Source organism: Leptolyngbya sp. BC1307, assembly GCF_002286735.1.
Taxonomy (GTDB): Bacteria; Cyanobacteriota; Cyanobacteriia; order Phormidesmidales; family Phormidesmidaceae; genus Phormidesmis.
Genome location: NZ_NRTA01000020.1, coordinates 37,065 through 60,745 on the forward strand (window position 1 = coordinate 37,065; position 23,681 = coordinate 60,745).

17 protein-coding genes and 2 pseudogenes are annotated in these 23,681 nt (G+C 52.9%); 11 read left to right on the forward strand and 8 right to left on the reverse strand.

The genetic code is table 11. The features are described 5' to 3' along the window. Positions 1 to 21 precede the first annotated feature (21 nt). The 3 genes from CKL79_RS12500 to CKL79_RS12510 all read left to right on the forward strand — a co-directional run bounded on the left by CKL79_RS12500 (position 22) and on the right by CKL79_RS12510 (position 3,044). Positions 22 to 1,047, forward strand: a complete 1,026-nt coding sequence (locus tag CKL79_RS12500; protein WP_121969918.1) for an iron ABC transporter permease — start codon at positions 22 to 24, stop codon at positions 1,045 to 1,047. 1 nt (position 1,048) lies between these two features. Then, on the forward strand, positions 1,049 to 2,122 hold the full coding sequence (locus CKL79_RS12505; protein WP_121969919.1) for an iron ABC transporter permease: 1,074 nt from the start codon (positions 1,049 to 1,051) through the stop codon (positions 2,120 to 2,122). Between the two features lie 100 nt (positions 2,123 to 2,222). Next, positions 2,223 to 3,044 carry an ABC transporter ATP-binding protein gene (locus CKL79_RS12510; RefSeq protein WP_121969944.1) on the forward strand — a complete coding sequence of 274 codons (822 nt, stop codon included), beginning with the start codon at positions 2,223 to 2,225 and terminating at the stop codon, positions 3,042 to 3,044. A gap of 344 nt (positions 3,045 to 3,388) precedes the next feature. On the opposite strand, the pseudogene CKL79_RS12520 reads toward CKL79_RS12510, so the two are convergent. The 6 genes and pseudogenes from CKL79_RS12520 to CKL79_RS12545 form a co-directional block, all read right to left on the reverse strand. Continuing rightward, positions 3,389 to 4,446: pseudogene (locus tag CKL79_RS12520) on the reverse strand (IS630 family transposase). 30 nt (positions 4,447 to 4,476) lie between these two features. After that, positions 4,477 to 4,662 (reverse strand): SDR family NAD(P)-dependent oxidoreductase, encoded by a 186-nt coding sequence (locus CKL79_RS12525; RefSeq protein WP_121969921.1) that lies wholly within the window; start codon positions 4,660 to 4,662, stop codon positions 4,477 to 4,479. Between the two features lie 6 nt (positions 4,663 to 4,668). After that, positions 4,669 to 5,004 carry a DUF2470 domain-containing protein gene (locus CKL79_RS12530; RefSeq protein ID WP_121969922.1) on the reverse strand — a complete coding sequence of 112 codons (336 nt, stop codon included), beginning with the start codon at positions 5,002 to 5,004 and terminating at the stop codon, positions 4,669 to 4,671. A gap of 49 nt (positions 5,005 to 5,053) precedes the next feature. Next, positions 5,054 to 6,337, reverse strand: coding sequence for an MFS transporter (locus tag CKL79_RS12535; protein ID WP_240518834.1), 1,284 nt, complete (start codon positions 6,335 to 6,337; stop codon positions 5,054 to 5,056). Positions 6,338 to 6,395: 58 nt separating this feature from the next. Then, on the reverse strand, positions 6,396 to 8,978 hold the full coding sequence (locus tag CKL79_RS12540) for a TonB-dependent siderophore receptor (RefSeq protein WP_121969923.1): 2,583 nt from the start codon (positions 8,976 to 8,978) through the stop codon (positions 6,396 to 6,398). 138 nt (positions 8,979 to 9,116) lie between these two features. After that, positions 9,117 to 10,058 carry an AraC family transcriptional regulator gene (locus CKL79_RS12545; RefSeq protein ID WP_121969924.1) on the reverse strand — a complete coding sequence of 314 codons (942 nt, stop codon included), beginning with the start codon at positions 10,056 to 10,058 and terminating at the stop codon, positions 9,117 to 9,119. Positions 10,059 to 10,489: 431 nt separating this feature from the next. Here CKL79_RS12545 and CKL79_RS12550 point away from each other — a divergent pair, with 431 nt between their 5' ends. The 8 genes and pseudogenes from CKL79_RS12550 to CKL79_RS12585 all read left to right on the forward strand — a co-directional run bounded on the left by CKL79_RS12550 (position 10,490) and on the right by CKL79_RS12585 (position 19,477). Then, a complete protein-coding gene (locus CKL79_RS12550) occupies positions 10,490 to 11,458 on the forward strand; it encodes an AraC family transcriptional regulator (RefSeq protein ID WP_121969925.1) in 969 nt (322 codons plus the stop codon). Positions 11,459 to 11,776: 318 nt separating this feature from the next. Beyond that, entirely contained in the window at positions 11,777 to 14,149 is a 2,373-nt protein-coding gene (locus tag CKL79_RS12555; protein ID WP_240518835.1) for a TonB-dependent siderophore receptor, read from the forward strand. Positions 14,150 to 14,170: 21 nt separating this feature from the next. Beyond that, a complete protein-coding gene (locus tag CKL79_RS12560) occupies positions 14,171 to 15,181 on the forward strand; it encodes an iron-siderophore ABC transporter substrate-binding protein (protein WP_276300136.1) in 1,011 nt (336 codons plus the stop codon). Between the two features lie 5 nt (positions 15,182 to 15,186). Further along, entirely contained in the window at positions 15,187 to 15,567 is a 381-nt protein-coding gene (locus tag CKL79_RS12565) for a DUF1636 domain-containing protein (RefSeq protein ID WP_121969928.1), read from the forward strand. A gap of 199 nt (positions 15,568 to 15,766) precedes the next feature. Further along, positions 15,767 to 17,575, forward strand: coding sequence for an ABC transporter ATP-binding protein (locus CKL79_RS12570; RefSeq protein WP_121969929.1), 1,809 nt, complete (start codon positions 15,767 to 15,769; stop codon positions 17,573 to 17,575). Between the two features lie 99 nt (positions 17,576 to 17,674). Continuing rightward, a pseudogene (locus tag CKL79_RS12575) lies at positions 17,675 to 18,110 on the forward strand (EamA family transporter). 244 nt (positions 18,111 to 18,354) lie between these two features. Then, entirely contained in the window at positions 18,355 to 19,044 is a 690-nt protein-coding gene (locus tag CKL79_RS12580; RefSeq protein ID WP_205879072.1) for a MotA/TolQ/ExbB proton channel family protein, read from the forward strand. Beyond that, the gene (locus tag CKL79_RS12585; RefSeq protein WP_121969930.1) at positions 19,028 to 19,477 is read left to right on the forward strand and encodes a biopolymer transporter ExbD; all 450 of its coding nucleotides are present in this window, start codon (positions 19,028 to 19,030) and stop codon (positions 19,475 to 19,477) included. Before CKL79_RS12580 ends, CKL79_RS12585 begins: the two co-directional genes overlap by 17 nt. 403 nt (positions 19,478 to 19,880) lie before the next feature. On the opposite strand, the gene CKL79_RS12590 is transcribed toward CKL79_RS12585, so the two are convergent. Together CKL79_RS12590 and CKL79_RS12595 are read right to left on the reverse strand one after the other, a co-directional pair. Beyond that, the gene (locus CKL79_RS12590) at positions 19,881 to 20,843 is read right to left on the reverse strand and encodes an iron-siderophore ABC transporter substrate-binding protein (RefSeq protein ID WP_121969931.1); all 963 of its coding nucleotides are present in this window, start codon (positions 20,841 to 20,843) and stop codon (positions 19,881 to 19,883) included. Positions 20,844 to 20,933: 90 nt separating this feature from the next. Continuing rightward, complete coding sequence (locus CKL79_RS12595; RefSeq protein WP_121969932.1) at positions 20,934 to 23,585, reverse strand: TonB-dependent receptor; 2,652 nt, start codon at positions 23,583 to 23,585, stop codon at positions 20,934 to 20,936. Positions 23,586 to 23,681: the final 96 nt, after the last annotated feature.

The following is a 23,681-nucleotide window of genomic DNA, read 5'->3' on the forward strand; positions in this document are numbered from 1 at the left end:
ATTAGCTAAGGTAACGCTCTTTTGTCCGCTCAAGCCATTCAGCCCCAACCTGCTAAATCCGAAACGCTGCTAGTTACCGGCATTATCCTAAGCTGCCTGCTGTTGCTAGGTTGCTTTGTCGCCAGCATTGCGCTAGGCGTTGCCGATATTGGGCCAGCAGCGGTTTATCAGGCCATGGTTGCGCCAAATGGCTCTACCGAGCACTTGATTATTCGCACGGTGCGGGTGCCCAGGTCGCTGACAGCCCTGCTTGTGGGTTCAGCCGTGGCCACTGCCGGGGCGATTATGCAGGGGCTCACTCGCAATCCGCTGGCCGATCCGGGTATTTTGGGCATTAATGCGGGGGCTGCTTTTGCTGTGGTACTCGCTGTCTTTTGGCTGAAGGCTGCTTCGCTGAGTGTATATGCCGGGTTTGCGATGGTGGGGGCAGCGATCGCAGCGATCACCGTCTACAGCTTAGGCTCCCTCGGACGGGGCGGCTTGACTCCCTTAAATCTTACGATTGCAGGCGCGGCACTGACGGCCTTAGTCTCCTCGCTAACGACAGGCATTCTCATCCTGAGTCAGCGCACTTTAGAAGAAATTCGCTTTTGGTTAGCGGGCTCGGTGGCAGGGCGAGATATGGCGCTGGTGGTGCAGGTGTTGCCTTATTTGGCAGTGGGATTGTTGTTGGGCTTAGCACTGGGGAAGCAGCTAACGACGCTGAGTTTGGGAGAGGCGATCGCCCAAGGTCTCGGGCAAAACACACTTTGGACTAAAGGGATTGCGGCGGTGAGCGTGGTTCTGTTGGCGGGCGGGTCGGTGGCGATCGCCGGACCTATCGGGTTCGTCGGCCTGATTGTCCCCCACATTGTCCGCTTTTGGGCCGGAGCCGACTACCGTTGGATTTTGCCTTATTCGGCAATTGTCGGGGCAATTTTGTTGCTGTTGGCAGATATTGTCGCTAGGCTGATCATTCAACCTCAAGAACTACCGGTAGGCATTATGATGCCGCTGCTGGGTGCGCCGTTTTTTATTCAGCTCACACGTTTACAGGTGAGGCGCTGAGATGGACTATCTAACAAAATCATCGGTGACAAAGGAACCCTTTCAGTGGCTGGTGTTTCGCACAGCCCGTCTATCTTTTAGGTTAGATAGGCGGGTGCCTAAGATTTTGCTGGGCCTGATACTGGCAACGATAGCAGCAATGATTTGGAGCGTTGGCCAAGGTGAATACCCGGTGCCGCCGCTGGATGTGGTTCGGACAATTCTTGGCCTACCGACGGACAATCCTGACTACGAATTTGTTGTAAATACGCTGCGATTGCCGCGTACGCTGGTGGCTTGGGGGGTAGGGATGGCGCTGGCAATCGCAGGCACCCTCACCCAGGGCATCACCCGCAATCCCTTGGCCTCTCCTGGCATCATTGGTGTTAACGCAGGCGCAGCCCTTGCGGCTGTCACGTTGATTGTTGTTTTTCCTTCAGTTCCGATTGCGATACTTCCTTTAGCAGCCTTTGGCGGAGCGCTGACCGTAGCTATCTTAATTTATCTTTTAGCGTGGCAAGGCGGTAGCTCTCCGGTACGCTTGATCTTAGTCGGCATTGGCTTTAGCTTGATTGCGGGCGCACTGACGGACATCATGGTCACTTTTGGCAATATCAATAATGTGAGTCAGGCGCTGGTGTGGCTGGCGGGCAGTGTGTATGGACGAAGTTGGGAACAGGCCATTGCATTCACACCCTGGCTGATTGTTTTCGGCTTATTATCTTTGTTGTTGAGCCGTGAACTGAATGCGTTGCAGTTGGGGGATGATGTGGCGCGATCGCTCGGCAGTCGGCTGGAATGGCAGCGCGGCTGGCTACTGCTCAGTGCGGTAGCGCTATCAGGTTCAGCGGTCGCCACCGCAGGCAGCATCGGCTTTGTGGGGCTGATGTCACCGCACATTGCGCGACAGCTCGTTGGCCCCTCACATGAAGGGCTCGTACCCGTAGCGGCGCTAACGGGTGGGCTGGTTGTCGTCGCCGCTGACCTCATTGGCAGACTGTTGTTTGCCCCGATTGAGCTGCCCTGTGGAATTGTCACGGCGGTCATTGGTGCGCCTTATTTTCTGTGTCTGTTAGTGCGTGATCGCGGTCTTTGACCCATGCTCAGTTCTGCAGACGAGCCTGTAGTCGTACAAGTAGACTGTAGTCCCAATGAATTACTTTGATTATAGCGCTTACCCTATGCACCCAATAGATATGCCCAACCCTGTTAGTGCCGTTGCCCTGACTACCCGTCAGCTCACGTTGGCCTATGATCGCAGCGTAATTATTACCGATCTTAGTCTTGCTATTCCCGCTGGCAAAGTGACAGTGCTAGTAGGGCCAAATGGCTGCGGCAAATCTACCCTGCTCAAAGGCTTAGGAAGATTGCTCAAGCCCAAACATGGCGTTGTCTATCTAGATGGCACGTCGATTTTCAAGCTGCCTACTAAAGCGGTCGCCAAGCAAATGGGACTGTTGCCACAAGGGCCATCTGCTCCCGAAGGATTGACTGTAAGAGAGTTAGTAGCTCAGGGGCGCTATCCTCATCAGGGTTGGTTACAGCAGTGGAGTGAGGAAGATGAACAACAGGTCGAGAGTGCGATCGCCATTACCGCACTCCAAGATTTATCCGAGCGGCCGGTAGATAGCCTTTCGGGCGGGCAGCGTCAACGAGCCTGGATTGCTATGACCCTGGCTCAAAACACTCAGATTCTCCTATTAGATGAACCCACGACCTTTCTCGATTTAGCCCATCAAATTGAAGTATTAGATTTACTTTACGATCTCAATCAGCAAGAAAGACGAACAATTGTTATTGTGCTACACGAACTCAATCACGCCTGTCGGTACGCAGATCATCTGGTCGCGATGAAAGCTGGGCAAGTGTTCGCGCAAGGGACACCTCGCGCGGTTATGACCGAAGCACTGGTGAAAGAAGTCTTTGACTTGGACTGTCGAATCATTGATGATCCGGTTGCAGGGACGCCGCTGTGTATTCCAATTGGACGCAAGGTGGCAATAGGTACCGCCACATGATGAATTTTGAAGCCTGCATATTAAGTACATAGGCATAGCCCTCTAAAGGGGCGTGGTTCAAGCGAGGATAACACTTTGGATTGGAAATTAAAACCTCAAAGTCCGGCTAAATAGACTTCTGAAGGATCTATCCCTGACTCAGACTGTCACGCTGGCGGAACCTGGGTTGAACCATGCCCGGGCTTGCACTTGAGAATGCCGGCCACATTCACCAGCCCCGCAATAGATCCCAGACTTTGTTCAATATGTTGAATTTGCTTGTCTACCGCCAGAGCGTCACTGACATCGACCTCGTAGGGATTAAATCGCTGCGGGCTCAGATCTGCTTTTACGGATGCTATACTCTAGACGTCTAAGATATGGACATTTTCAAAGGACTGAAAGTTCAGAGACAACAACGTCTCTAGCGACTGTTGATGGGTGCTGTTCGCCTGTTGAATACAGGCGTCAATCGCCGCCTTAAAATCGTCGAATTCAGCGTAATACTTAGAGTATAGGCATTCGTTTCTGACAAACTTCCACAGTCGCTCAATCACATTCAAGTGCGGTGAGTAGGACGGTAGATACAGCAACTCGATGTTGAGCGCGGCGGCGAGGGCAAAGACGAGCCGACACTTCTGATAGCGGGCGTTGTCTAAGACCACTGTAATCGGCATATTCAGATTCAGCGCGGCTAGTTTGACCAGCATCAGGCAGATGCTCTCGGCATTGATATAGCTCTCATTGGTGACGGTAATCACCTCATGAGTAATGGCATTGACGGCACCTAAGACGTTGAAGCGCTTACGGCCTGACGGCGAGGCTATAAAGATGCGCGTAAAGCACCAGAGAAAACCCAGGTAAGCCCGGTGGACAAAATGGGCAGCATCGATAAAAAAAGGGCACGTTCTCCCGCTCGTGCTTCAGCGATGCGCGGTTCAAGTTCATCCCTGCGAAACTGCTCCTGCTCTGAGATCTTCTCGGGGGTCGCGGCTTTTCCAGGTAGGTAGCCGACTTTTCGCGACTGCATCCCGATGCGCTTAAGAAAGGCTTTGATTTGGGTCGGGCTGCGCTTGATCCCGGTCAAGCGTTCGATCTCTGCTTGGGCTTCAGCGGCTGTTCGGGGCGGATGGGCTTCAAAGTGAGCTTTGAGACTCGCAATATGGGCGTTGAGCTGGCTCGATTGGCCTTTGTAGTGCAGTTGCTTGAGCGCTTCTATGCCGCCTTCCTCGTACTGCCGCAAGTAAGTCACTAACGTCGTTCTACTCTGGATGCGGCACAACTGCCGAATTTGATGATGAGGCAATCCCTGGCTTTTGAGATAGAGCACCTCCATTTTGCGTTGCACTTGCGGATGCGGGTGATGGTAGCGCTCGTAGTCAAGCGCTGCTATCGCTGCGTCGCTGAACTCTAGATTGATCATGACCGCGTTATAGGCTATGCACGACTCACTTTATTTCACCACAACAATCCTGAATAGTTCAACCCTTAACCGTCGGCAGTATATCTTGTCTGATTGAATGTCGAAGCCTGCAACCGTCGCGCCAGCCAGCACCAGCGATCGCGCCACGGCTGCACCAATTCCCTGAGCGGCCCCTATGACCACAATAAGCTTGTCAGCAAAATTAAAAGACTGCATCTTCTTTTACTCGTCGTCCCTCGCAATAGGCCAACCGAGCTGGGCTCGGCTTTCAGTAATCATATCGCTCAGCAACCGCCGCAGTGATAGCACGCCCCTCGCCGGTTCTGGAAAGTCAATTCGCAAAGACTGCACGTTGTTGTAACCCCTGACCTCAATATTCATTCCAGCCGCATCTAAGTGGATAAGGCTGGCTTGCTCTGCCCAGTCGATAGCGGCGGTGGCCCGAGCGCAGGCGAGGATGTCTTTAAGATGATCCTGGTTCAAATGTCGGGCGATGGCGGCCAGTAGTTTATCGCTCAGCGGCGCGCCATCCCGCTGGCGGGTGGGCTCAGAATTCACTTGCGGTTACCCTCATAGTCTTGTTGTGCTTGTTGTTTCCTAATCTTGTTTAGCGCTCGATTCCAGGCAGCGGGGTGGGCTCGCAGATGACTTTGGTCGCTAGCCAGGCACCTGCCAGGCAGACGACAAAGCCAATGATAAAGACGCCGGTATAGCCGAGCGCTGCGGCAATGAAGCCACTCAGGGCGGGCACCCCCACCTGATGTCCCAGCACGTAGACCGACGACTGCAAGGTGTAGTCGCTGCCTGCTGTCTCAGGACGGCTTTTGTCCATCATCACGGTGAATAGCGCGGTGCTAGCGACGCTGCGGGCAAAGACTTCACCCGTGCTGACAGCATAGAGAATGAGCGGATCGCGGATGCCAATGGCAGGCAAGGTGAGCGCAGCCACGGCGATCGCCTGCAACAGCCCAAATAAAATCAGCGATCGCTGCCGCCCCAAGGGTTGAATAAACCCGCCCGCCAGCAGGGAACCGATAATGGCCGCTGATGAGCCGACAATGCCTGTCATCCAACCAATGTCGGCCATCGAAAGGCCGAGATCTACCAGCAGAGGCCGAAACATGGTCGCGGCCATACTGCTACCGGTCGCATAGATCAAGATAAAAAACAGCCAGATTAACGCCTGCGGTTGTCGCCCAAAGCTCAGCAGTGTCTCAAAATAGTTAGAGACTGGTGAACTGTTGCTAAAAGTGCGATTTATCCGCATCCTGCTGGCGGGTCTCTCCGCTTCCCGATACCAGAGCAACGGCAGCAGCGCCAGCAAAACGCCGCCCGCCAGAAACCACACGCTCACCTGCCAGCCTAGCTGATTCAAAACCAGGAGCATTACCCCACCGCCCAAAAGCCCTCCCACCGCCCGTGCTGCGCTCTGAATGCCGTTTCCCCAGCCACGCTCGTGGGGAGCCAGCAGCCTGACGGCGATCGCATCGGTGGCAATGTCCTGAGTAGCGGCCATCGTCACAACCAGGAACACGCCCGAGAACAACAGCCCCTCATTGCCTTGGAAGGTGTCAATAGAAGCGCAGGCAATGAGTGTGAGGGCCAGGAGAAACTGAGTGACGACAATCCAGGACTTGTAATGGCCCCATTTTCTCGAACCATAGCGATCAACCAGGGGAGCCCAGAGAAACTTTAAGATCCAGGGCAATGTCAGCAGCCCCATCAGGCCAATAACTTGCAGCGATGCGCCCTGCTGTCGCAAGAAAATAGGCAAGGCTTGAAAGAAAAAAGCAGCCGGTAAAAACTGAGACGTGTAGAGACTGCCCAGCAGCACAAATTTGGTGCGAGGTCGAAGGTGCGCTTGCGCTTTTGATGGAGCCTGGGGAATCATGAGCGAAGAGGGGATAAGTTTTTTATGGGGCTTTTCTGGCCCATCTTGAGAACTCTCTTTAGAATTTGTAGCTGATAGAGCCCAGCACTGTAAAAGGCTCTCCAGGTTCAATGCCTCGGGTGCGAGTACGCGGTGAGCCCTCGATGAAATTCACGTCGAACAGGTTCTGAAAATTGAGGCCAAACCGCCAACTGTCTCGCTGATAAGAAACAGCCGCATTGGTCAGAAAGTAGCTGCCTAGATCAAAGCTGTTCTGCAAGTCGCCCTGGCGATCGCCCACCCAATTAACGCCTAATCCAAAGCCCAGCCCTGCAAAATCACCCGACTGAATTTCGTATTTTGTCCACAGGCTGGCACTGTGCTCAGGTACTCCCGGCAGGCGGTTGCCGGTTTCAAAGCGATTGTCCGCTGCGATCGCCGCGTCAATATAGGCATACGAGGCGATCAGATTCCATCCAGGTGAAAGTTCACCGACCACATCCAGCTCAATTCCCTGACTCTGCTGCTCTCCGGTCGCCACCGAAAATCGAGGATCGCTTGGGTCAGCGGTGGCGACATTTCGTTTAGTAAGATTGAAGTAAGCCAGTGTTGCGAGCAGGCGGCGATCCAACAGTTCCGTTTTGATACCCACTTCAAACCCTTCTCCCGCTTCAGGTTCTAGTGGCTCACCCTCGACCGTTAAAGCCGCGCTGGGATAGAACGAGCGAGAATAGTTGGCATACAGAGAGAGATTTTCAGCAGGCTGATAGATCAACCCTACTCTCGGACTGAACGCATCTTCACTGCGATCTGTCTCAATTGTTCTACCGCCACGGATCGTGGTTGTTGTTTGGTTAACTGTTTCGTAATTAAAGCCCGCCACCAGGATGAGATTGTCTAACAGCGAAATTTGATCTTGCGCATAGAGTTGCAGACTGCTGGTGCCGATACTCTCCTGGCTAGTGGGAGTATCGCCTCGCTCGGGCCTGGGCAGCGCGCCATAGATCGGGTCGAAAATGTTGAGCGGGGTGCGCTGCGCAAAGTCCGTGAAAGAATCTGAGTATAGTCGGTAGCGAGCTAGATCCAAGCCTAAGAGCAGGGTGTGGTCAATTGAACCGGTGGAAAATTCACCGACGACATTAGTTTGCAGGGCTAGCGTTTCATTGCTGACGGTTTGCTCTGCAAAGACACGATTGAGATCACCTGTGGCCTCGTTAAGCCCGCCAATGAACGGAAAACTCAGAGTGGCGCTAATGTCGTCAATTTTAGAGAGATAGCGAAGCGCATTGCGAATTGTCCAACTATCGCTGACGCGATGTTCTAGATCGTAGCCAATGCTGACAAACTCACTGTCGATGGTGTCGTCGGGTTCACCCAAGATGCGACTACGAGGAATATCGGCCACTTCATCACCCAAAGCGACCAGTCCGGGGTCAAGGGGGCGCTGATCGTTTAGATACTCTAATTGAAGATTGAGATCGGTGCGATCGCCCAGCTTCCAGGCCAACGCAGGCGCAACGAAAAACCGATCAGCCGCCCCCTCAAAATCTCGAAAACTGTCATCTCGCTGATACAGAGCGTTGAGGCGATAGAGCGCCCGACCGTCTTCGGTAAGCGGCCCAGAGATGTCTACCTGCGGTCGTACTAGCCCGCGACTGTCCGTTTGGAGGGCCACTTCATAAAAGGGGCTATCCAATGGCCGCTTAGAGACCACATTCACCGCCCCGCCCGGTTCAATCTGGCCAAATAAAATTGAACTGGGGCCTCTCAATACTTCAATGCGCTCAATATTGGCAATTTCTGGGAAGCCCTGTCCGGCGGCGTCTCCGTTGTCGTTAGGACTATACAGGCGAAAGCCATCCCGAAATATCGAGGCCCCTTCAAATCCTCGCAGGCTCACCTGAAAGCCTCTGCCTTCAGTCGAATTGACCGCGACCCCGCTGACATTGCGCAACGCCTCTCCCAGATCGGTAACCTGCTGATCTTCCAGCACCTGCTGAGGAATCACCTGAATGGCGGCAGGCGTATCCAAAATAGGCGTATCGGTACGGGTGGCGGTATTGGCTGCCGGGACGAAGTAGCCCTCTTCTATTGCCTGATCGCCGGTGACAACAAGCTGGAGTGAGTCGTTGGGCAGCGCGCTGTCAGGAGCGGCGGGGTCACCCACAACTGTCCGAATGGTCAACCTAGTCGCATCCGCAGCAAATGCCAGAGTCGGGGGCGCATCAACGCCCGTAATCGCAATCCGTACCTGATTATCAGGCCGGTTCGTAATTTCCACCAGCGCAATTCCGCCCGTGGGGGTGCTGGCAAAAAAGCTGTCGTCTGCTGACAGACTGAGCAGGGCGTTAGGGATATCTGCGATCGCCGCATTCCCGATCACAGCGGTTACCGGTTCAGCTAATTCACCCGCCGTTTCCAGCCGCAGCGTCAATCCTTCTGGGGTTTCCTCCAATCGGACACCGGTGATTTCGATCAGCTCAGTGGGGTCGAGCTGAGATAGCCAGCTATCCGCTGCTGCCTCGGTCGCTAGCGAGTTCGCCGTCACGGCTGCTTTTTCCAGGAAGGGCTCACGAGCGATCGCCCCCTGCCCCGTCAACAGCCACAAACCCACTATCAATGGAGCTGACCAACCCTCCCACCTCATCCACGTCACAATCATGCCTACTCTCATCACACTAAATGGGAAAAATTCTTAATAACTTCATTGCGTTGATGATAGTGGTCTGGCCTTACGCTTTTCTTTGTTAGCCGGACTTTTTTTCTGTCTCAAACGGACTTTTCGGTTTGCAACTGGGCGCTAGCGCTGCTGCATCTGGTAGGCTTTTGGCCCAATTTCAAAAGTGCGGCGAAAGGCCACGCTAAACGCTTCGGGGTTTCTGTAGCCGATAGTTTGAGCGACGCTCGCGATCGTGGCGCTGGGCATGAGCAGTAATCGCTGGGCCTGCTGCATTCGATAGCGGTGCAGGTAGCCAAACACCGTCGTCCCAAACACCTGACGAAACCCTTGTTTTAGCTTGCGGTCATTCAGTCCAATTTGATGAGCGAGATCTAGCAGGGTAGGCGGATTGGCAACCTGAGCGAGCAAAATATCTCGGGCATTAAAAATTCGATCAACTTCATCAGCTTTCAAGTCAGAGGAAGGCTGCTGCGAACCATTACTCGCCGATATTTGATCGAAATACAGGCTCATCAGTTCAATCGCCTTGCTCTCCAAATACAGGCGTTGAGATAGCCCGCGATATGGACAGTTCAGCAGTTGTTGAACGGTTGAATTCATCACGGCGCTCATGCTGTGCGACTGAAAATAATCCGTCTGATCGCACTGTGTCATCGCTACCTTCAGCGAATCCGGCAACTGTTCAATACTCTCCTGATTGCCGAGACCGATAGCATCAGGTTGAATATGCAGGTGGACTAACCGCAGCGGTTTGGCGGCGTATTCTATGACTTGGCCCTGGCCCTTTGATATCCCCAGGCTTGCCTGCCTAGGCAGAAGCTGGACTGTCTGCTCAGCATGAACACTGCGCCTTTGAACTTGCCCTTCCAGGCAAAAACTCATTCCCAGCGTGGTTGTGTCATTCGAGCAGCCCTTCGTGATCACAGCCTTTTCGCGAAAATTTAGCGTCTGAACTATCAGGCTTAGGCCGGGACGCAGCGGCCACCGCTGGCTAGACCCGTCATATTGTCTGAGCGCCGCGAGGGGCCCCTCGATCAGCGGAGCGACATGATTCGACAGCATAAGCTAAACAAAGGTGTTTACCTCACTCTATTGCAATTAATTCCCAATATCAATCCTTTTCAATAGCTGCTGAACCATCTGTTTGCAGCAGAATGACCTTTTGATTGGGAATTAAACCCTCAAAGTCCGGCCAAATAGACTTCTGAAGGATCTATCCCTGACTCAGACTGTCACCCTGGCGGAACCTGGGTTGAACCATGCCTATATGCCTCTCAATATAGCTCAGTCGTTTAGCCAGATCCACCATCTCTGAATTAGCTTAACCATAAGCCTGGCTGATTTTTAGAACTATTTTTAGAACTACTAGCTCTCGGCTGACCCATCATCATCAATTGAGAAATGTTCTCAACTAAGGTAATATCCAGTCACGTCCTGATTGGCACAGCGCTCACAGATCTCACTAGCGCTGCCAAAACATTATCAAACGCATCATGCCCATTACACTTTCGCAAGCAGACTATTGGGAACTCATCGACACCTCTCCTGAGGCCGCGATCGCCCCTAACGGTGACTCAATTTGTCCGTTTCCTGCCCGCTTAGGCGAAGGCTATTATCGCTCGGTGCCGCTGAGCGACGGTCTAGACCTGGAGATTGTAGACTATCGCCTACAAGATGATGTAGCGGTGAGGTGTGGCGATCGCACCCACCCTCTGGAATATACCTTCGAGCAAACCAGCACGGCTAGCAAAAGCACTCACCGCTATCACGTTTGCGGTAGTGGCTTAGCCCCTGAGGAGCTGTGGCATACGGCTGGTAGAGCGCGCATCGTCAGCGTCAACGTTCATATTGAGCCGACGGCATTTCGGCAGTGGATTGGGGATACAGACGCCTTGCCTGCTGCGCTGAAGCCTTTACTGCGATCGCCCAAACAAGAATATTACCAGCAGTCGAGTGTGCCCTCAGCGCCTATGCAGACGGTATTTCAGCAGATCTTGCACTGTCCCTATCAGGGATTCACCCGGCGGCTGTATTTGGAAGGCAAGCTTTGGGAAATGATGACGCTGATTTTAGCGGACATGGAAGAGGATGCGCCGCTGCTAGCCCCTGTGCTTAAGCCCGACGATGTGGAGCGAATTCACTACGCGGGAGAAATTTTGCGATCGCAGCTGACTAATCCCCCTTCACTACTCGGACTGGCCCGGCAGGTACAGATCAATGATCACAAGCTAAAAGTCGGGTTTCGGCAGGTGTTTGGAACGACGGTGTTTGGCTACCTGCACGATTGTCGGATGGAGAAGTCGCGCCAGCTACTTGAATCGGGTTCAATCAGCGTAGGCGGGGCGGCACAGTCCGTCGGCTTTGCGAACCGCAGTCATTTTGCGACCGCCTTTCGCAAAAAATTTGGCATGAACCCTAGCCTTTATCGCAAGTGCAAACCCCCTGTTTTTCGGGCGAGCTAAGGAAAAAGATCCGCCCGCCGTTCGCAAAAGATCCGCCCGCCGTTCAAGCGTGGCTTCCGGAGTGTAAGGCCTTTCGGTAGATTTATTGATAATCATTCTAACTAACAAGCTGCTGTTGGCTGGTTTAGATGAGTGCCAAAACGTGTGTGGATGTGAATCATGGCTCAGTTGAGAAGAGTATTCTGGTTAGGGAGTTTGTTTTCCGGGCTGCTGACTGTGGCGGCAGGTGCTGAATTAGTAAGTGCTGAATTAGTAAGTGCTGAATTAGTAAGTGCTGAATCAGTAAGTGCTGAATCAGGACAGCGTCAGGGTAGCCTGATGCCTGTCACTTCTGTTTTGGCGCAGGGACTGAAGCAGATTACGGGTGTTCAAATAAATGCGGTTGAAGGCAGTTTGACACTCACGCTAGAGACAATAGAGCCACTAGAAACTCCCGAAACCTCAGTGGTAGGCAACGCTCTGATAGTGGATATCCCCAATGCGGTGCTGGTCTTGCCAGACGAGGATTCATTTGAGGAATTTGCACCAGCAGCAGGCATCGCCTTGGTGCAAGTCTCGGCGCTGTCTGGAGATCGGGTGCGGGTGGCCATTACCGGCACCGACACAGCGCCGACAGCCGAAGTCGCGAGTGGGACTGCGGGGCTAACGCTGAGCGTAGTGCCAGGAATTGCTCAAGCAAGTGAGGCTGACGATGCCCTGAGAATTGTGGTGACAGGTAATGAGGATGAAGGCTATAACCCTTCTAGCGCTAGCACAGCCACGGGCACGGATACGCCGCTGCGAGATATTCCTTTTTCAGTTCAAGTCATTCCGCGAGCAGTGATTGAAGATCGCAATGTCACTGAGCTAGGCGATGCTCTGGAAACGGCCGGAGGCGTTGTCGATGCTGGTGGCAGAGGAACCAGCATATTTGGCCCAGGTCTTCTACTCCGAGGATTTCCAGTCAATGATGGCATTTTTCGAGATGGCATTTCTACCTTTTCTCTGTCGCCTTTAAGTACTAATGATATTGAACAGGTTGAAGTTCTTAGAGGCCCAGCCTCTGTATTGTTCGGTCAAGGCGAACCGGGCGGTATTATCAATTTAGTTTCTAAACAGCCTTTGAGTGAGCCCTTTTACTCGGCTGAGGTGACTGTTGGCAGCTTTGACACTTATCGCGGTGCGCTCGATTTATCTGGGCCGTTAGACGAGGCTGGAGACGTAAAATACCGGCTGAATTTATCTTATGAAAACGAAGGGAGCTTTCGAGATATCGTCAATGGTGAGAGATTGCTGATTTCTCCGATTGTTAGCTGGGACATTAGCCCCAGCACCTCATTAGACGTTTACGGGCAATATGCTTATGACCGCGAAACCATTGACGAGGGCATCCCGGCTTTAGGCGAGGGTATTGTTGATGTTCCTCGCAGTCGGTTTTTAGGCGAAAGATTTGGAGAATTTTCGCAAAATCAGTTTAGCCTTGGCTACCGGCTAGATCATGAATTTGACGAAGACTGGTCAGTAAGACATGCCTTGCAGTACTTACAATATTCGCCCAGACGGTATGCGCCGTTGATAGACTCTTTTGATGAAGAAACGGGAGATGTAGAGCGCCTTGAGTATTTTGCTGGAGGCGAATATCAGCGAATTTTTACGAATGCCGAAGCGATTGGCCGGTTTGATACGGGTTCTGTTGAGCATCAGCTTTTATTTGGAATCGAATATCGTCGTGATTCAGAGTCACCCGAGTTTCAGTTCTCCGATCTTTACACACCGATCAATGTGTTTGATCCGGTTTATACAGGGATTCCTTATGAAATTGCGCCCACCTTCTTCCGCGATGATAACATCAACACCATCAGTCTCTATCTTCAAGATCAAATTGAAATTATCCCCGAGCTAAAACTTCTGGCGGGCATTCGCTATGACTCTGTAGACCAGTTCCGCACGACCCAAGAGTTAGACGGCCCTAGAAAAGAATTTGATCTGACTGACGAAGCCTTCACGCCCAGATTTGGGATTGTTTATCAGCCGATTGAACCTGTGTCACTTTATGCTTCTTACACCACTTCGTTTAATCCTGCTTTCGGGGCTAGTCTCAATAGTGACGGTTCATCGTTTGAGCCCGAGCGGGGGCGACAGTTTGAAGTCGGCATTAAAACAGATTTGTCAGAGCAGCTGAGCTTAAATGTCGCTGCGTTTGATATTCGCAGACAAAATGTACGAACTCCCGATCCGGACAATCCCCGCTTTTCTCTGCAAACCGGAGAAGTCGCCAGTCGCGGCATTGAGCTGAATTTGGGCGGAGAGATATTACCCGGTTGGAATATGACGGCGGCTTACACCTATTTAGATGCTTTTGTCAGTGAAGATACAAGAGACACTGTCGGTAACAAACTGGCGAATGTGCCGGACAATCAGTTCAGCCTATTCACAACCTATGAGGTTCAAGAGGGTGATCTAGCCGGACTAGGAGCCGGGTTAGGGCTTTTTTACGTGAGCGATCGCCAAGGAGATTTAGGCAATACCTTTACCCTGCCAAGCTACTTCCGTACCGATGCCTCCCTATTTTACAAGCGCGATAACTGGCGCACTCAGCTCAATATTGAAAACCTGTTCAACACCGAATATTTTGCCTCATCTGGCGGCAGGACAAGTGTTAATCCGGGAGCACCTTTTGGCATTTCGGCCTCTTTCTCAATCGATTTTTAAAAACAACCTCTTCAAAGCATGATGCATCTTTGGTTCAAACCTTTTCGGCTCATTCTCTTTTTTCTGCTAGGCACACTGATTTTCGGTAGCCTGTCTGCCTGCCAGCGTCAGAGTGCTGAGCCTATCTCTAGCAGACAGCCTACTGACTGTCATTGGGTAGATCATACAGCGGGAAGAACCTGCGTTCCCGACCAGATAGAGCGATTGGTGACTTTGGACTCAACATCTTTTGAGGCTGCGATCGCGCTTGGCCTAAAGCCTATGGGCACTGTAGCCTTCCAGGGGCTCGATACTTACCTAGCAGATCAGCTAGCTGATGTAGCAGACATTGGCCAGGCCGGCGAACCCAATATAGAAAGTATAGTAGCGCTCAAACCCGATTTTATCTTGGGGCTCGACCATCAGCAGTCAGCGTATGAACAGCTGTCTCAAATTGCCCCAACCGTACTTCTTCCATTTGACCACAGCGGCCAGTGGAAAGAAGTATTCGCCAACTATAGCCAGGTGTTGAACCAGGAGACAATAGGGCAGCAGGTGATGGATGATTATCAGCGGCGAGCCCAAGCCTTTCAACAACAGCTAGCCAGTCAGTTGCCTTCAGATTTAGCCTCTTCTTTGCAGGTATCAGTCGTCCGCATGTATCCAGACAGCATCAATCTCTACTTCCGCGAGTCTTTTCCGGGCACCGTTTTAGACGATGTCTTGCTCGCTAGACCCACCGAGCAAGACATCAGTGCCGCAGAAGCAAAGAGCCGTTATCAAAATCCAATTCAAGCCTCCATCAGCTTAGAGCGGCTTGACTATGCCGATGGGGACGCTATATTTGTTTGGACGGCAGAAAACACCGCAGCCGCGAATCAAACCGCTCAAGAAAAATTGGCAGAACTTCAGGCCAATCCCCTGTGGCAAAGCTTAAAAGCTGTACAGGCAGACCGCGTTTATTTCGTTCCCAGCTATTGGATTGGCAGTGGCCCAATAGCCGCCAATGCAATTTTAGATGATCTCTTCAAATATCTAATCAAAGAATCGTAACCACTATGACTGAGAACGTTCTGTTTGTCTGCAAATCCTGTCAAATTAAACCTGACAAAGACGCTGCCGAAGCGTCTTCAAAAACTGATCGCGAAGGCATTCAGCTATTGAACCAACTCCTAGCCTTATATCAAAATTGGGCACACCAGACAAAGCTTGAAATTCGTGAAGTGGGCTGTCTGTGGACTTGCGATCAGCCTTGCGCCGTTGCTTTTGCCAATCGCCACAAAGCCACTTACCTCTTCACCCAAGTTCTCCCATCCGAAGCCAGGGCCCTGCTTCACTTTGGAGAACTTTACATCGACAGCAAAGACGGCTCAATTCCCTGGAAACAGCTTCCAGAAGTACTCCAATCAGCAGAAATCGCTAGAATCCCACAGGTGTGAATAGGGGCGATCGCTAAACCAAATTAAGGGACGTGCGGTAAAGTGCAGTACCGTTAGCGGCAAGAACTACCCGCAAGTGATAAATGCGATCGCCTCATTAATTCCGTTGAGCGGTCAAGAAAATCCCTATAGGGCTCCTTTTAGTCCGGGCGCTGAGATAAAGTATCGGACGTTGTGCTTCTATGGGCTGTTGTACGCTATGGCGTCTGAATCTATCTGGCAGATTTTGGGACGACTGATTCGCTATGCGCCAAAGCTGTACTGCGCAGATACCTTGCTGTGGCTCTTTATTGCCGGGCTGCCGGTTGTACCGGGTGTGCTCATCCGCGAATTTTTTAACAGTCTTGCTCAAGATGCTGAGCGATTCTCTTTTTCAGAATCACCCTGGATTTGGATCGCGCTGCTCCTGGCCGTCGGCCTTGCCAGAGTCGTTGCGATTTTTGCCGGACGCATTACCAAAACCCAACACCGCTTTCTCATGAGCGCTCTGACTCGTCATAATCTGCTGTTAGCGCTGCTAAAGCGGCCCGGCGCAGAGCTTTCGACGAGTCAAAAAAGCTCTCCCGGTGAAGTTCTCAACTATTTTCGTGACGATGCCAGCCAGATAGAAGACACGGTTGCCAGTACCAATGAGATTTTTGCAGAGGCCGTATTTGCCATCGTTTCTATGGCTCTCCTGCTGAGCGTAAACGCTACGATGACCTGGCTGGTCTTTACGCCGCTGTGTGCGATCGCCCTTCTCGTTCACCGGGCCGAATACCGCATCAAACGCTACCGCCGCGCCAGCCGCCAAGCCACCGCGCAAGTCACCGGCCTGATTGCCGAAATGTTCACCGCAGTGCAGGCGATTAAAGTAGCCGGGACCGAACGAGGAATGCTGCATGAGCTGAAAAGAAGAGGCGATCGCCGCCAGCAGTTGACTATCCGCGATCGTCTCTTTACCGCCCTTCTCAACTCAGGCTTTGAAGGCATTGTCAGCATTGGCACCGCCCTCATTCTGCTCCTCGCGGCCCAAAACCTACAGCCCTTAGACACTCAGAGTGGCCTCACTGTCGGCGACTTCGCCCTATTTGTTTACTACCTCTCTTTCATCACCTACTTTCTGGCCTTTGCCGGTAGCTTTCTAGCCGTTACGCAGCAAAGTGAAGTCTCCTTCGAGCGCATGGCCGATCTCACTAGCAGCGGTTCTTTTCATCAACCCGCACAAGATAAAGCACTTCACGCGCTTACGTCCTCGCACCCCCTCTACCTCCAACCTTTAGTAGGGTCTCTCCCACCGCTGCCGATCTCTGCTCAAACCATAACAGCTGATTCTCTCAGGGAACTGCGCGCGACGGGGCTGACTTATTGCTATCCTGACAGCGATTCTCTACAAGACGGCAAAGCCGAACGCGGCATTCACAATATCAGTTTCACCCTGAAAAAAGGCACCCTAACTGTGATCACAGGGGACGTAGGCGCAGGCAAAACAACCTTACTGCGAGTACTCCTCGGCCTCCTATCTATGCAATCAGGCCACCTGTTTTGGAATGATCAACCTATTCACGATCCGGCTCTCTTTTTAGTGCCGCCCCGAGCCGCCTACACGCCACAAATTCCGCAGCTGTTCAGTGTGTCTTTGCGAGAAAATATGTTGTTGGGTTCGCCAGAGAAGGGAAGGTTAAAGAGGGCAATTGCTGCTGCCGCGTTTGACCGAGATCTCGCTGCCATGCCTGACGGCCTCGAAACCCTCATTGGCACCCGTGGCTTTCGGCTTTCAGGCGGGCAAAAGCAGCGGGTTGCCGCCGCTCGAATGCTGCTGCGTCAGCCTGAGCTACTGGTTTTTGACGATCTCTCCAGTGCCCTGGATATCAAAACCGAACAGCGACTGTGGGAAAGACTGTTTGATAGCCCGCTCACTCCTGGCTATTCGCCTACCTGCTTAGTGGTCTCTCACCGTCCGGCGCTGCTGGCGCGAGCCGACCAAATCATAGCGCTAAAAGCAGGCCGAATGGTTTCATCCGGTTAGTAGCGATCATGGACATACTCAACTGAGTAAAATTATTTTTGTTAGATTCATAGGAAATAAATTAAAAATCATGCTGACTCTTATTTGCACAGTGTTCGGATGAGAGACATTGATCCGAGCTGGTGGATTTTTGCCTTGCTGTCGGCTTTTTTTGCGGCGCTAACCACTGTTTTTGCCAAGGTTGGCGTGGAGTCTGTTAACTCCAATCTGGCGACGGCGATTCGGACGGTGGTGATTTTAGCCGTGGCCTGGGGGATTGTGTGGGTCAAGGGCGAGTGGCAAGGATGGGCAGATATTTCTCACAGGTCAATGCTGTTTTTGGTGCTGTCAGGACTGGCAACAGGGCTATCCTGGCTGTGTTATTTCAGAGCTTTGCAGCTTGGCCCTGCATCGCTAGTCGCGCCGATTGATAAGTCGGGACTGGTTTTAATTTTATTTAATTTTCTCGGCTGTGTTTTTAGGTGAGCCGTTTGGCGCAAAAGCTGTTTTAGGAACCGTCTTGATGCTTGCTGGAACGCTGGTTTTATTACAGTAGGTCGGTCGGCTATGCGCGAAGATGCCGACACTCTCGCCGACACTCTCTAAGAGGTTTGTTTTACTATTCACCTAAAAACTATCAGGATTATTTATCATTTGTTTTTGAGGCGATGATAGCACAAGCGCTAAAATAAAAGGCTCTTCTCACACAAGATTCTCAATACGCCTGTGTTTATATATTTCTATTGATATTTGTTCCCAATTAGGATTAAATAATTAAAGACACTTCTGAATTGGTTTGTATGTCTTTAACCGAAATTTTCTCGGCAGGCGGCGTGGTCATGTGGCCGCTGCTACTGTTTTCTGTGTGCGCGATCGCCGTCACCGTCGAGCGCAGCTTATTCTGGTTTCGCATCAAAAAGCAAGAGCGCAAAATCGTTAAAGACGTTTTGCAAATTTACCAGGCCAATCCGCCTGCGGTTTTCCCGAAGCTCAAGCAAAATATCAATCTGCCTATCTCTCGCATCTTTTTAGAAGCGTTGGAGCTAGAAGGGGCCTCGCCTAATCAGTTCCGATTGGCCTTAGAGAGCGCGACGCAAGCTGAATTGCCTCTTTTAAAACGCTTCAATACCGTGTTTGAAACGATTGTTGCCGTCGCTCCTTTATTAGGCTTGCTCGGCACTATTTTGGGGCTCATTCGTTCATTTGCCTCACTGAACTTGGGTGGATTGAATGGGGCGAATACGGGCCTAGTCACGGGCGGCATCAGTGAAGCGCTTGTCTCAACAGCAGCAGGCATGGTAGTCGCTATCTTTACGTTGTTATTTGCCAATTTGTTCCGGGGCTTTTACAAGCGGCAGATCGCTCTACTCCAGGAATACGGCGGTCAGCTAGAGATTTTGTACGAATGGCATCACCAGTCTACTTATCAATCTACTGATCAATATCAATCTACTGATCAAAAGGAGAAAGCATATGCAGATAATCGATAACGAAGCCGATGAGCCATTGGTAATTAATATTTTGCCAATGATTGATGTGATCTTCGCGATTTTGGCATTTTTCATTATTTCAACGTTGTTCTTAACCCGCGCAGAAGGCTTCTCGGTAGATTTGCCCGAGGCCGAAACTGCTCAGTCTCAGCAGGAAGCTTTCATTACCGTCACCATTGAGGGCAATGGCAATATCTCAATCGATAAAAAGCCGGTTGCTTTGAACGAGTTGACCAAAACGGTGCAGGCGCAAGTCGGCGATCCTCCTGCGGAGGGGCTGCGCCATCGCACAGAAGCCTTATTGACCGTACAGGCCGATGAAACCATCGACTACGGCCAAGTGATTGCTGTGATGGATCAGCTACGGCGGGTGAAAGGCGCGAGCTTAGGGATGGCAACGCAGCAGCCCGCTCAGGCAGGGGACTCTAAATAATCTCAATGAGGCGACAGTTCGAAACTGTTATAGTTTTCAGTCAAAGGTCAATCGCGATGGGTCATTCCCCGGTAAAACAGGCGTGGTTTAAAAACCGCCGATTTTGGGTAACACTCGCAGCACAAATTAGACCATCGTCGTTGAGGATCTAGCCTACTGATTGCGTCAATTCCTGGCGTGGTTCAAGCGAGGGTAACACTTTTGATTGGGAATTAAAACCTCAAAGTCCGGCCAAATAGACTTCTGAAGGATCTATCCCTGACTCAGAGTGTCACCCTGGCGGAACCTGGGTTGAACCATGCCGGATTTCCCACACTTTTTTTCGCTCTCGATCATCAGGAAGCCAACAGTGCTGCCCCCCAGCAGCGTGCTAATGAAGCGAGCAGTACTAGGAGTTTTGTGCCTAGCTGGAAGCCTGTAGCAAATACTGCTCTACGTCGTCTAGCACCCAGTCTGCTGCCAAGGGACTATTGCCCGCCCCCCAGTAGTGGCCCACCGGATACACCTGGTTCTGTTGCACGGCCTTAAGTGACTGCCAAAGGGGGTCGGTTTTCAGGCGATCTAACTCGGCCTCGGCGGCGGCGGCAATTTCTGGGGTCGCGCCAAAGGTGAAGAGCAAAATCACGTCTCCATCGGCCTGGGGCAGGGCCTCTTGGCTAACCAGCTTTGAAAACGGCGGCTGATCTGGAGTACCTTCATTCTGAGATAGGGGTCGGGCAAATCCTAGATCGGCCAGAATAGAACCACCGAAGCAGTTCTTCAGATATAAACTGATCTGGCCCGACTGGTCCAGAACCCGTACCAGAGAGACCTGCATGGGCGAGGCGCTCACCTGTGCGTTCAGCGCCTCTACGCGCCGTTGGTACTGCTCTAGCACCGCCTCCGCCTGGGCCTCCAGGCCCAGCACCTGACCATGGAAGCGAAACGGGCGCTGCCAGTCGGCGGTGGTCTGCATATCAAAGGCAACAGTGGGGGCGATCGCCGACAGCTGGTCATAGGTGCCCTCTATGTCCCAGGAGGCCCCGATAATCAAATCGGGCTGTAGAACGGCCAGGGCCTCTAAATTGATCTGATCACTCTGCCCGAGTCGGGGTACTCCCGGCAGTCGCTCGGCCATCTGAGGTAGCAGATTGCTGGCTACCCCAGCGGGCGTCACCCCCAACGACAGCAGATTGCCCGCAGCGGTACCATCTAGCGCAACCACCCGGCTGGGCTGCATCGGCACACAGGTTTCCCCCAGCGGATGCGACACCATGCGACAGTCAGAGGGCGCAGAATTGACTACGGGGGAGGGATAACATGCGATCGCACCGATCGCCACCAGTCCCGCGAGCAGTCCATGGAGTAGCCAGGTTTTGAGGGTCATAAGTTATTTGGGAGAGTGGGTTTTTAGTTTTTAGTTCTGAGTGCTCAAGATAGCGGCTCGATTTGAAACTCAACATTCAAGACTCGCCTTCTAAAACGTCACCCGATACCCCACCGATACCCGTCGCCCAGAGCCAGCACTGTTGAAAGTGTTAGAAAACCCGGCAGTGCGTTGGGCATAGGCTGGGAAATAGAGGGTGTCGAAGAGGTTGTTTATCCCAATATCTAAGGTGCCCGGGCCGACATCAACGCTGCTGATCAAATCCACCACGACGTAGCTGTTAATCGGGCTGGGGTCAACCTCGGCCTCGAAGGCGGCGCTGCGGCTGCCCACGTACAGCAGTTGCAGGCGGTTGCGCCAGCCAGGCTGGGTTTCATTTTCTACATAGGCGGTGAGCTTGAGGGGTTGAATGCGGGCACTGCTGATGGCGGTAAATTGGCCAGTGTCCTCCAAATCTGCTTCGCCGCCAATCAGGCTAAGGGTGGTGCCTAGTTGCCAGGTGGGGCTGGGCTGCGCATCTAGGGTGGCCTCTAGGCCGTAGACCCGCTCCGGTGCCCGGACAAGAGCGTAGAGGCCGGTGTCGTCGAGGCCAGCGGCGTCATCAAACACAAGGCTAGAGCCTAGATCAGAAGTGTTATAAAATCCCGAAATCGAGGCCTGCACTGTATTCCAGTTGCCGCGAATGCCGACCTCGTATTCGTTGACTTTCTGGGGCTGGTTGACTTGGATGTCTGAATTTACTGTGAAGCCTGGGTCGGCAAAGCCCAGCACTACGCCAAAGTCGGGCACAGAAAAGCCCTGGGAAAAGTTGGCAAACAGGCTAATGTCGGGGGTGACATCGGCCACCGCACCCACGTTGAAAGCGGTGTCGCTGAAGTCGCGATCGCCCCCGGTAATTGGGTCGCCAAAAAAGGTGGCATAGTCCCCCACCGAAAAGCCAATGCGTTCGTGGCGTACGCCGCCCGATAGCTGCAACCAGTCAGTGCTCTGCCACTGGAGCTGGGAGAATAGGCCCAGGCTGCTGAGGGTATAGGGCGGCACCAGCGGGCGCTGTTCAATCAGGCGGTTGACCCGGCCATTACTGGCGTCAAAGCTATCGGGGTCAAACAGATTGAAGGTATTGGCGGTGGTTTCGTGGTTGTAGTCTGCGCCCCACAGCAGGCTCAGGGAGTCGGATAGGGGGGTATTTAAACCCAGGCGGCCACCCCAATTTTGCGAGTCTAGCTCCCCTTGGAAAATGCTAAAGGCGCGGGGGCGGCGATCGCGCGGATCGCTGCGGGTCACGTTGTCGCGGTAGTAGAGCTGGCTATCGAGGCTGCCGTTCAGCACATTGTTGTGGCGATAGCTGAGGTTTAGGATCAAATTGCGGTCGGCCTGGGGGCCACCTCCGTCCGGAAAGCTGAGCTGCCCGACCCTGAGGGCGCGGGCCTTGGGCTCTCCCGGTTCATCATCGACGCTAGGGTCAGAGATCACGTCGCTGTTGCGGCTTTCGCGATAGTAGTTGAGGGAGAACTGGAGTCGCTGGTTGTCATCAGGGCTGTAGCCCAGACGGGTGAGCAGCGCGAAATTTTCATTCTCATCGGTGCCCTGAACAGTGGGAACGCGATCGCCCTCGCCATCAAACAGCGCCCCTGTATCAGACCGCGACAGCGAAGCCAGAATGTCAAACTGCTCATTCCTAGCCGAAACGGTTTGGCTGGCAAAATAGCCAAAACTCTCACTCTGCAAACTCCCCAAGGCAGCATTGACGCCGACTTCAGACGTGGCTGTAAAGCTCGCTTCATCAGGCTGCCGCGTAATGATGTTGATAATGCCGCCGGTGGCTCCACCCCCATAAATGGCGCTAGACCCTCGCACCACTTCAATGCGCTCAATCACGCTGGGGTCGAGGGTGCGTAGCTCGCGATCAAAGTCGCGGCTATTGACATTCTGGGGCACTCCATCGATTAAGATAGCCGCATCCCGGCCCCGCAGAGAAGCCGCCGTAAAGGCCCGATCCGACGACGGCGCGAGACCCGGCACTAATGCCCCCAAAACATCGTTCAAATCTCGACTGAGAGAAGTCTGCTGCTGAATCTCTTCTTGAGTAATCACCGTGACTGACCGGGGAATCGTGGTCGTCTCCTCCTCACTACGGGTTGCCGTCACCACCACCTGAATGGCATCTTCGTTAGAGACTGCCGTTGCTGTGCCCCTAGCGACAGACAAAACTAAGCTCTGCGCCGCTGCATTAATTGCCGCAGTCGGGGGAGCCTCTGAGCCCGTGATCGCCACTCGCACGCCATCCCCTCGCGGTGCAACGCTCACCAGCGCAATGCCCTCAGCCGGGTTGGCGACCTGAAACTCACCGCCCTCTGGCAGCGCCAGCGTTGCATTGGCGATATCCACAATCAGCGCATTGCCCACCACCGACGACGACGCGGCTAGCTCTGCCGACGTTTCTAAAATTACCTCCACGCCATCGGCGGCGGCATTGAGCCTGACAGCCGTAATTTGGGCGATCGCTGGGGCGATTTCAGCCAACCCTTCATCTACCGGGGTGGCCGGTTGCTCAACTTGACTGAGCAGAGAGGGTTTTGCCGCCCTTTCATTCTCCTGCGCTGTAGCTTCGCCACGGGGCACTTCGGTAACAATGCTTACCCCCTGACCTTCAAGAGCTGGCGCTGTCTCGGCCCAAGCTGGGCCCGCCATCAGCATGAGTACCCCTCCCGCTACCCAAGTCGAACGCTGTAGTTGATTCATCACTCCACCCACCAAAATATTAGGGCTAGCAGGCGTTTTGCCTGCATACCCCAATTGCAACTCACTTGCAAGAAGCTTACTGGATGGCACTAGCCT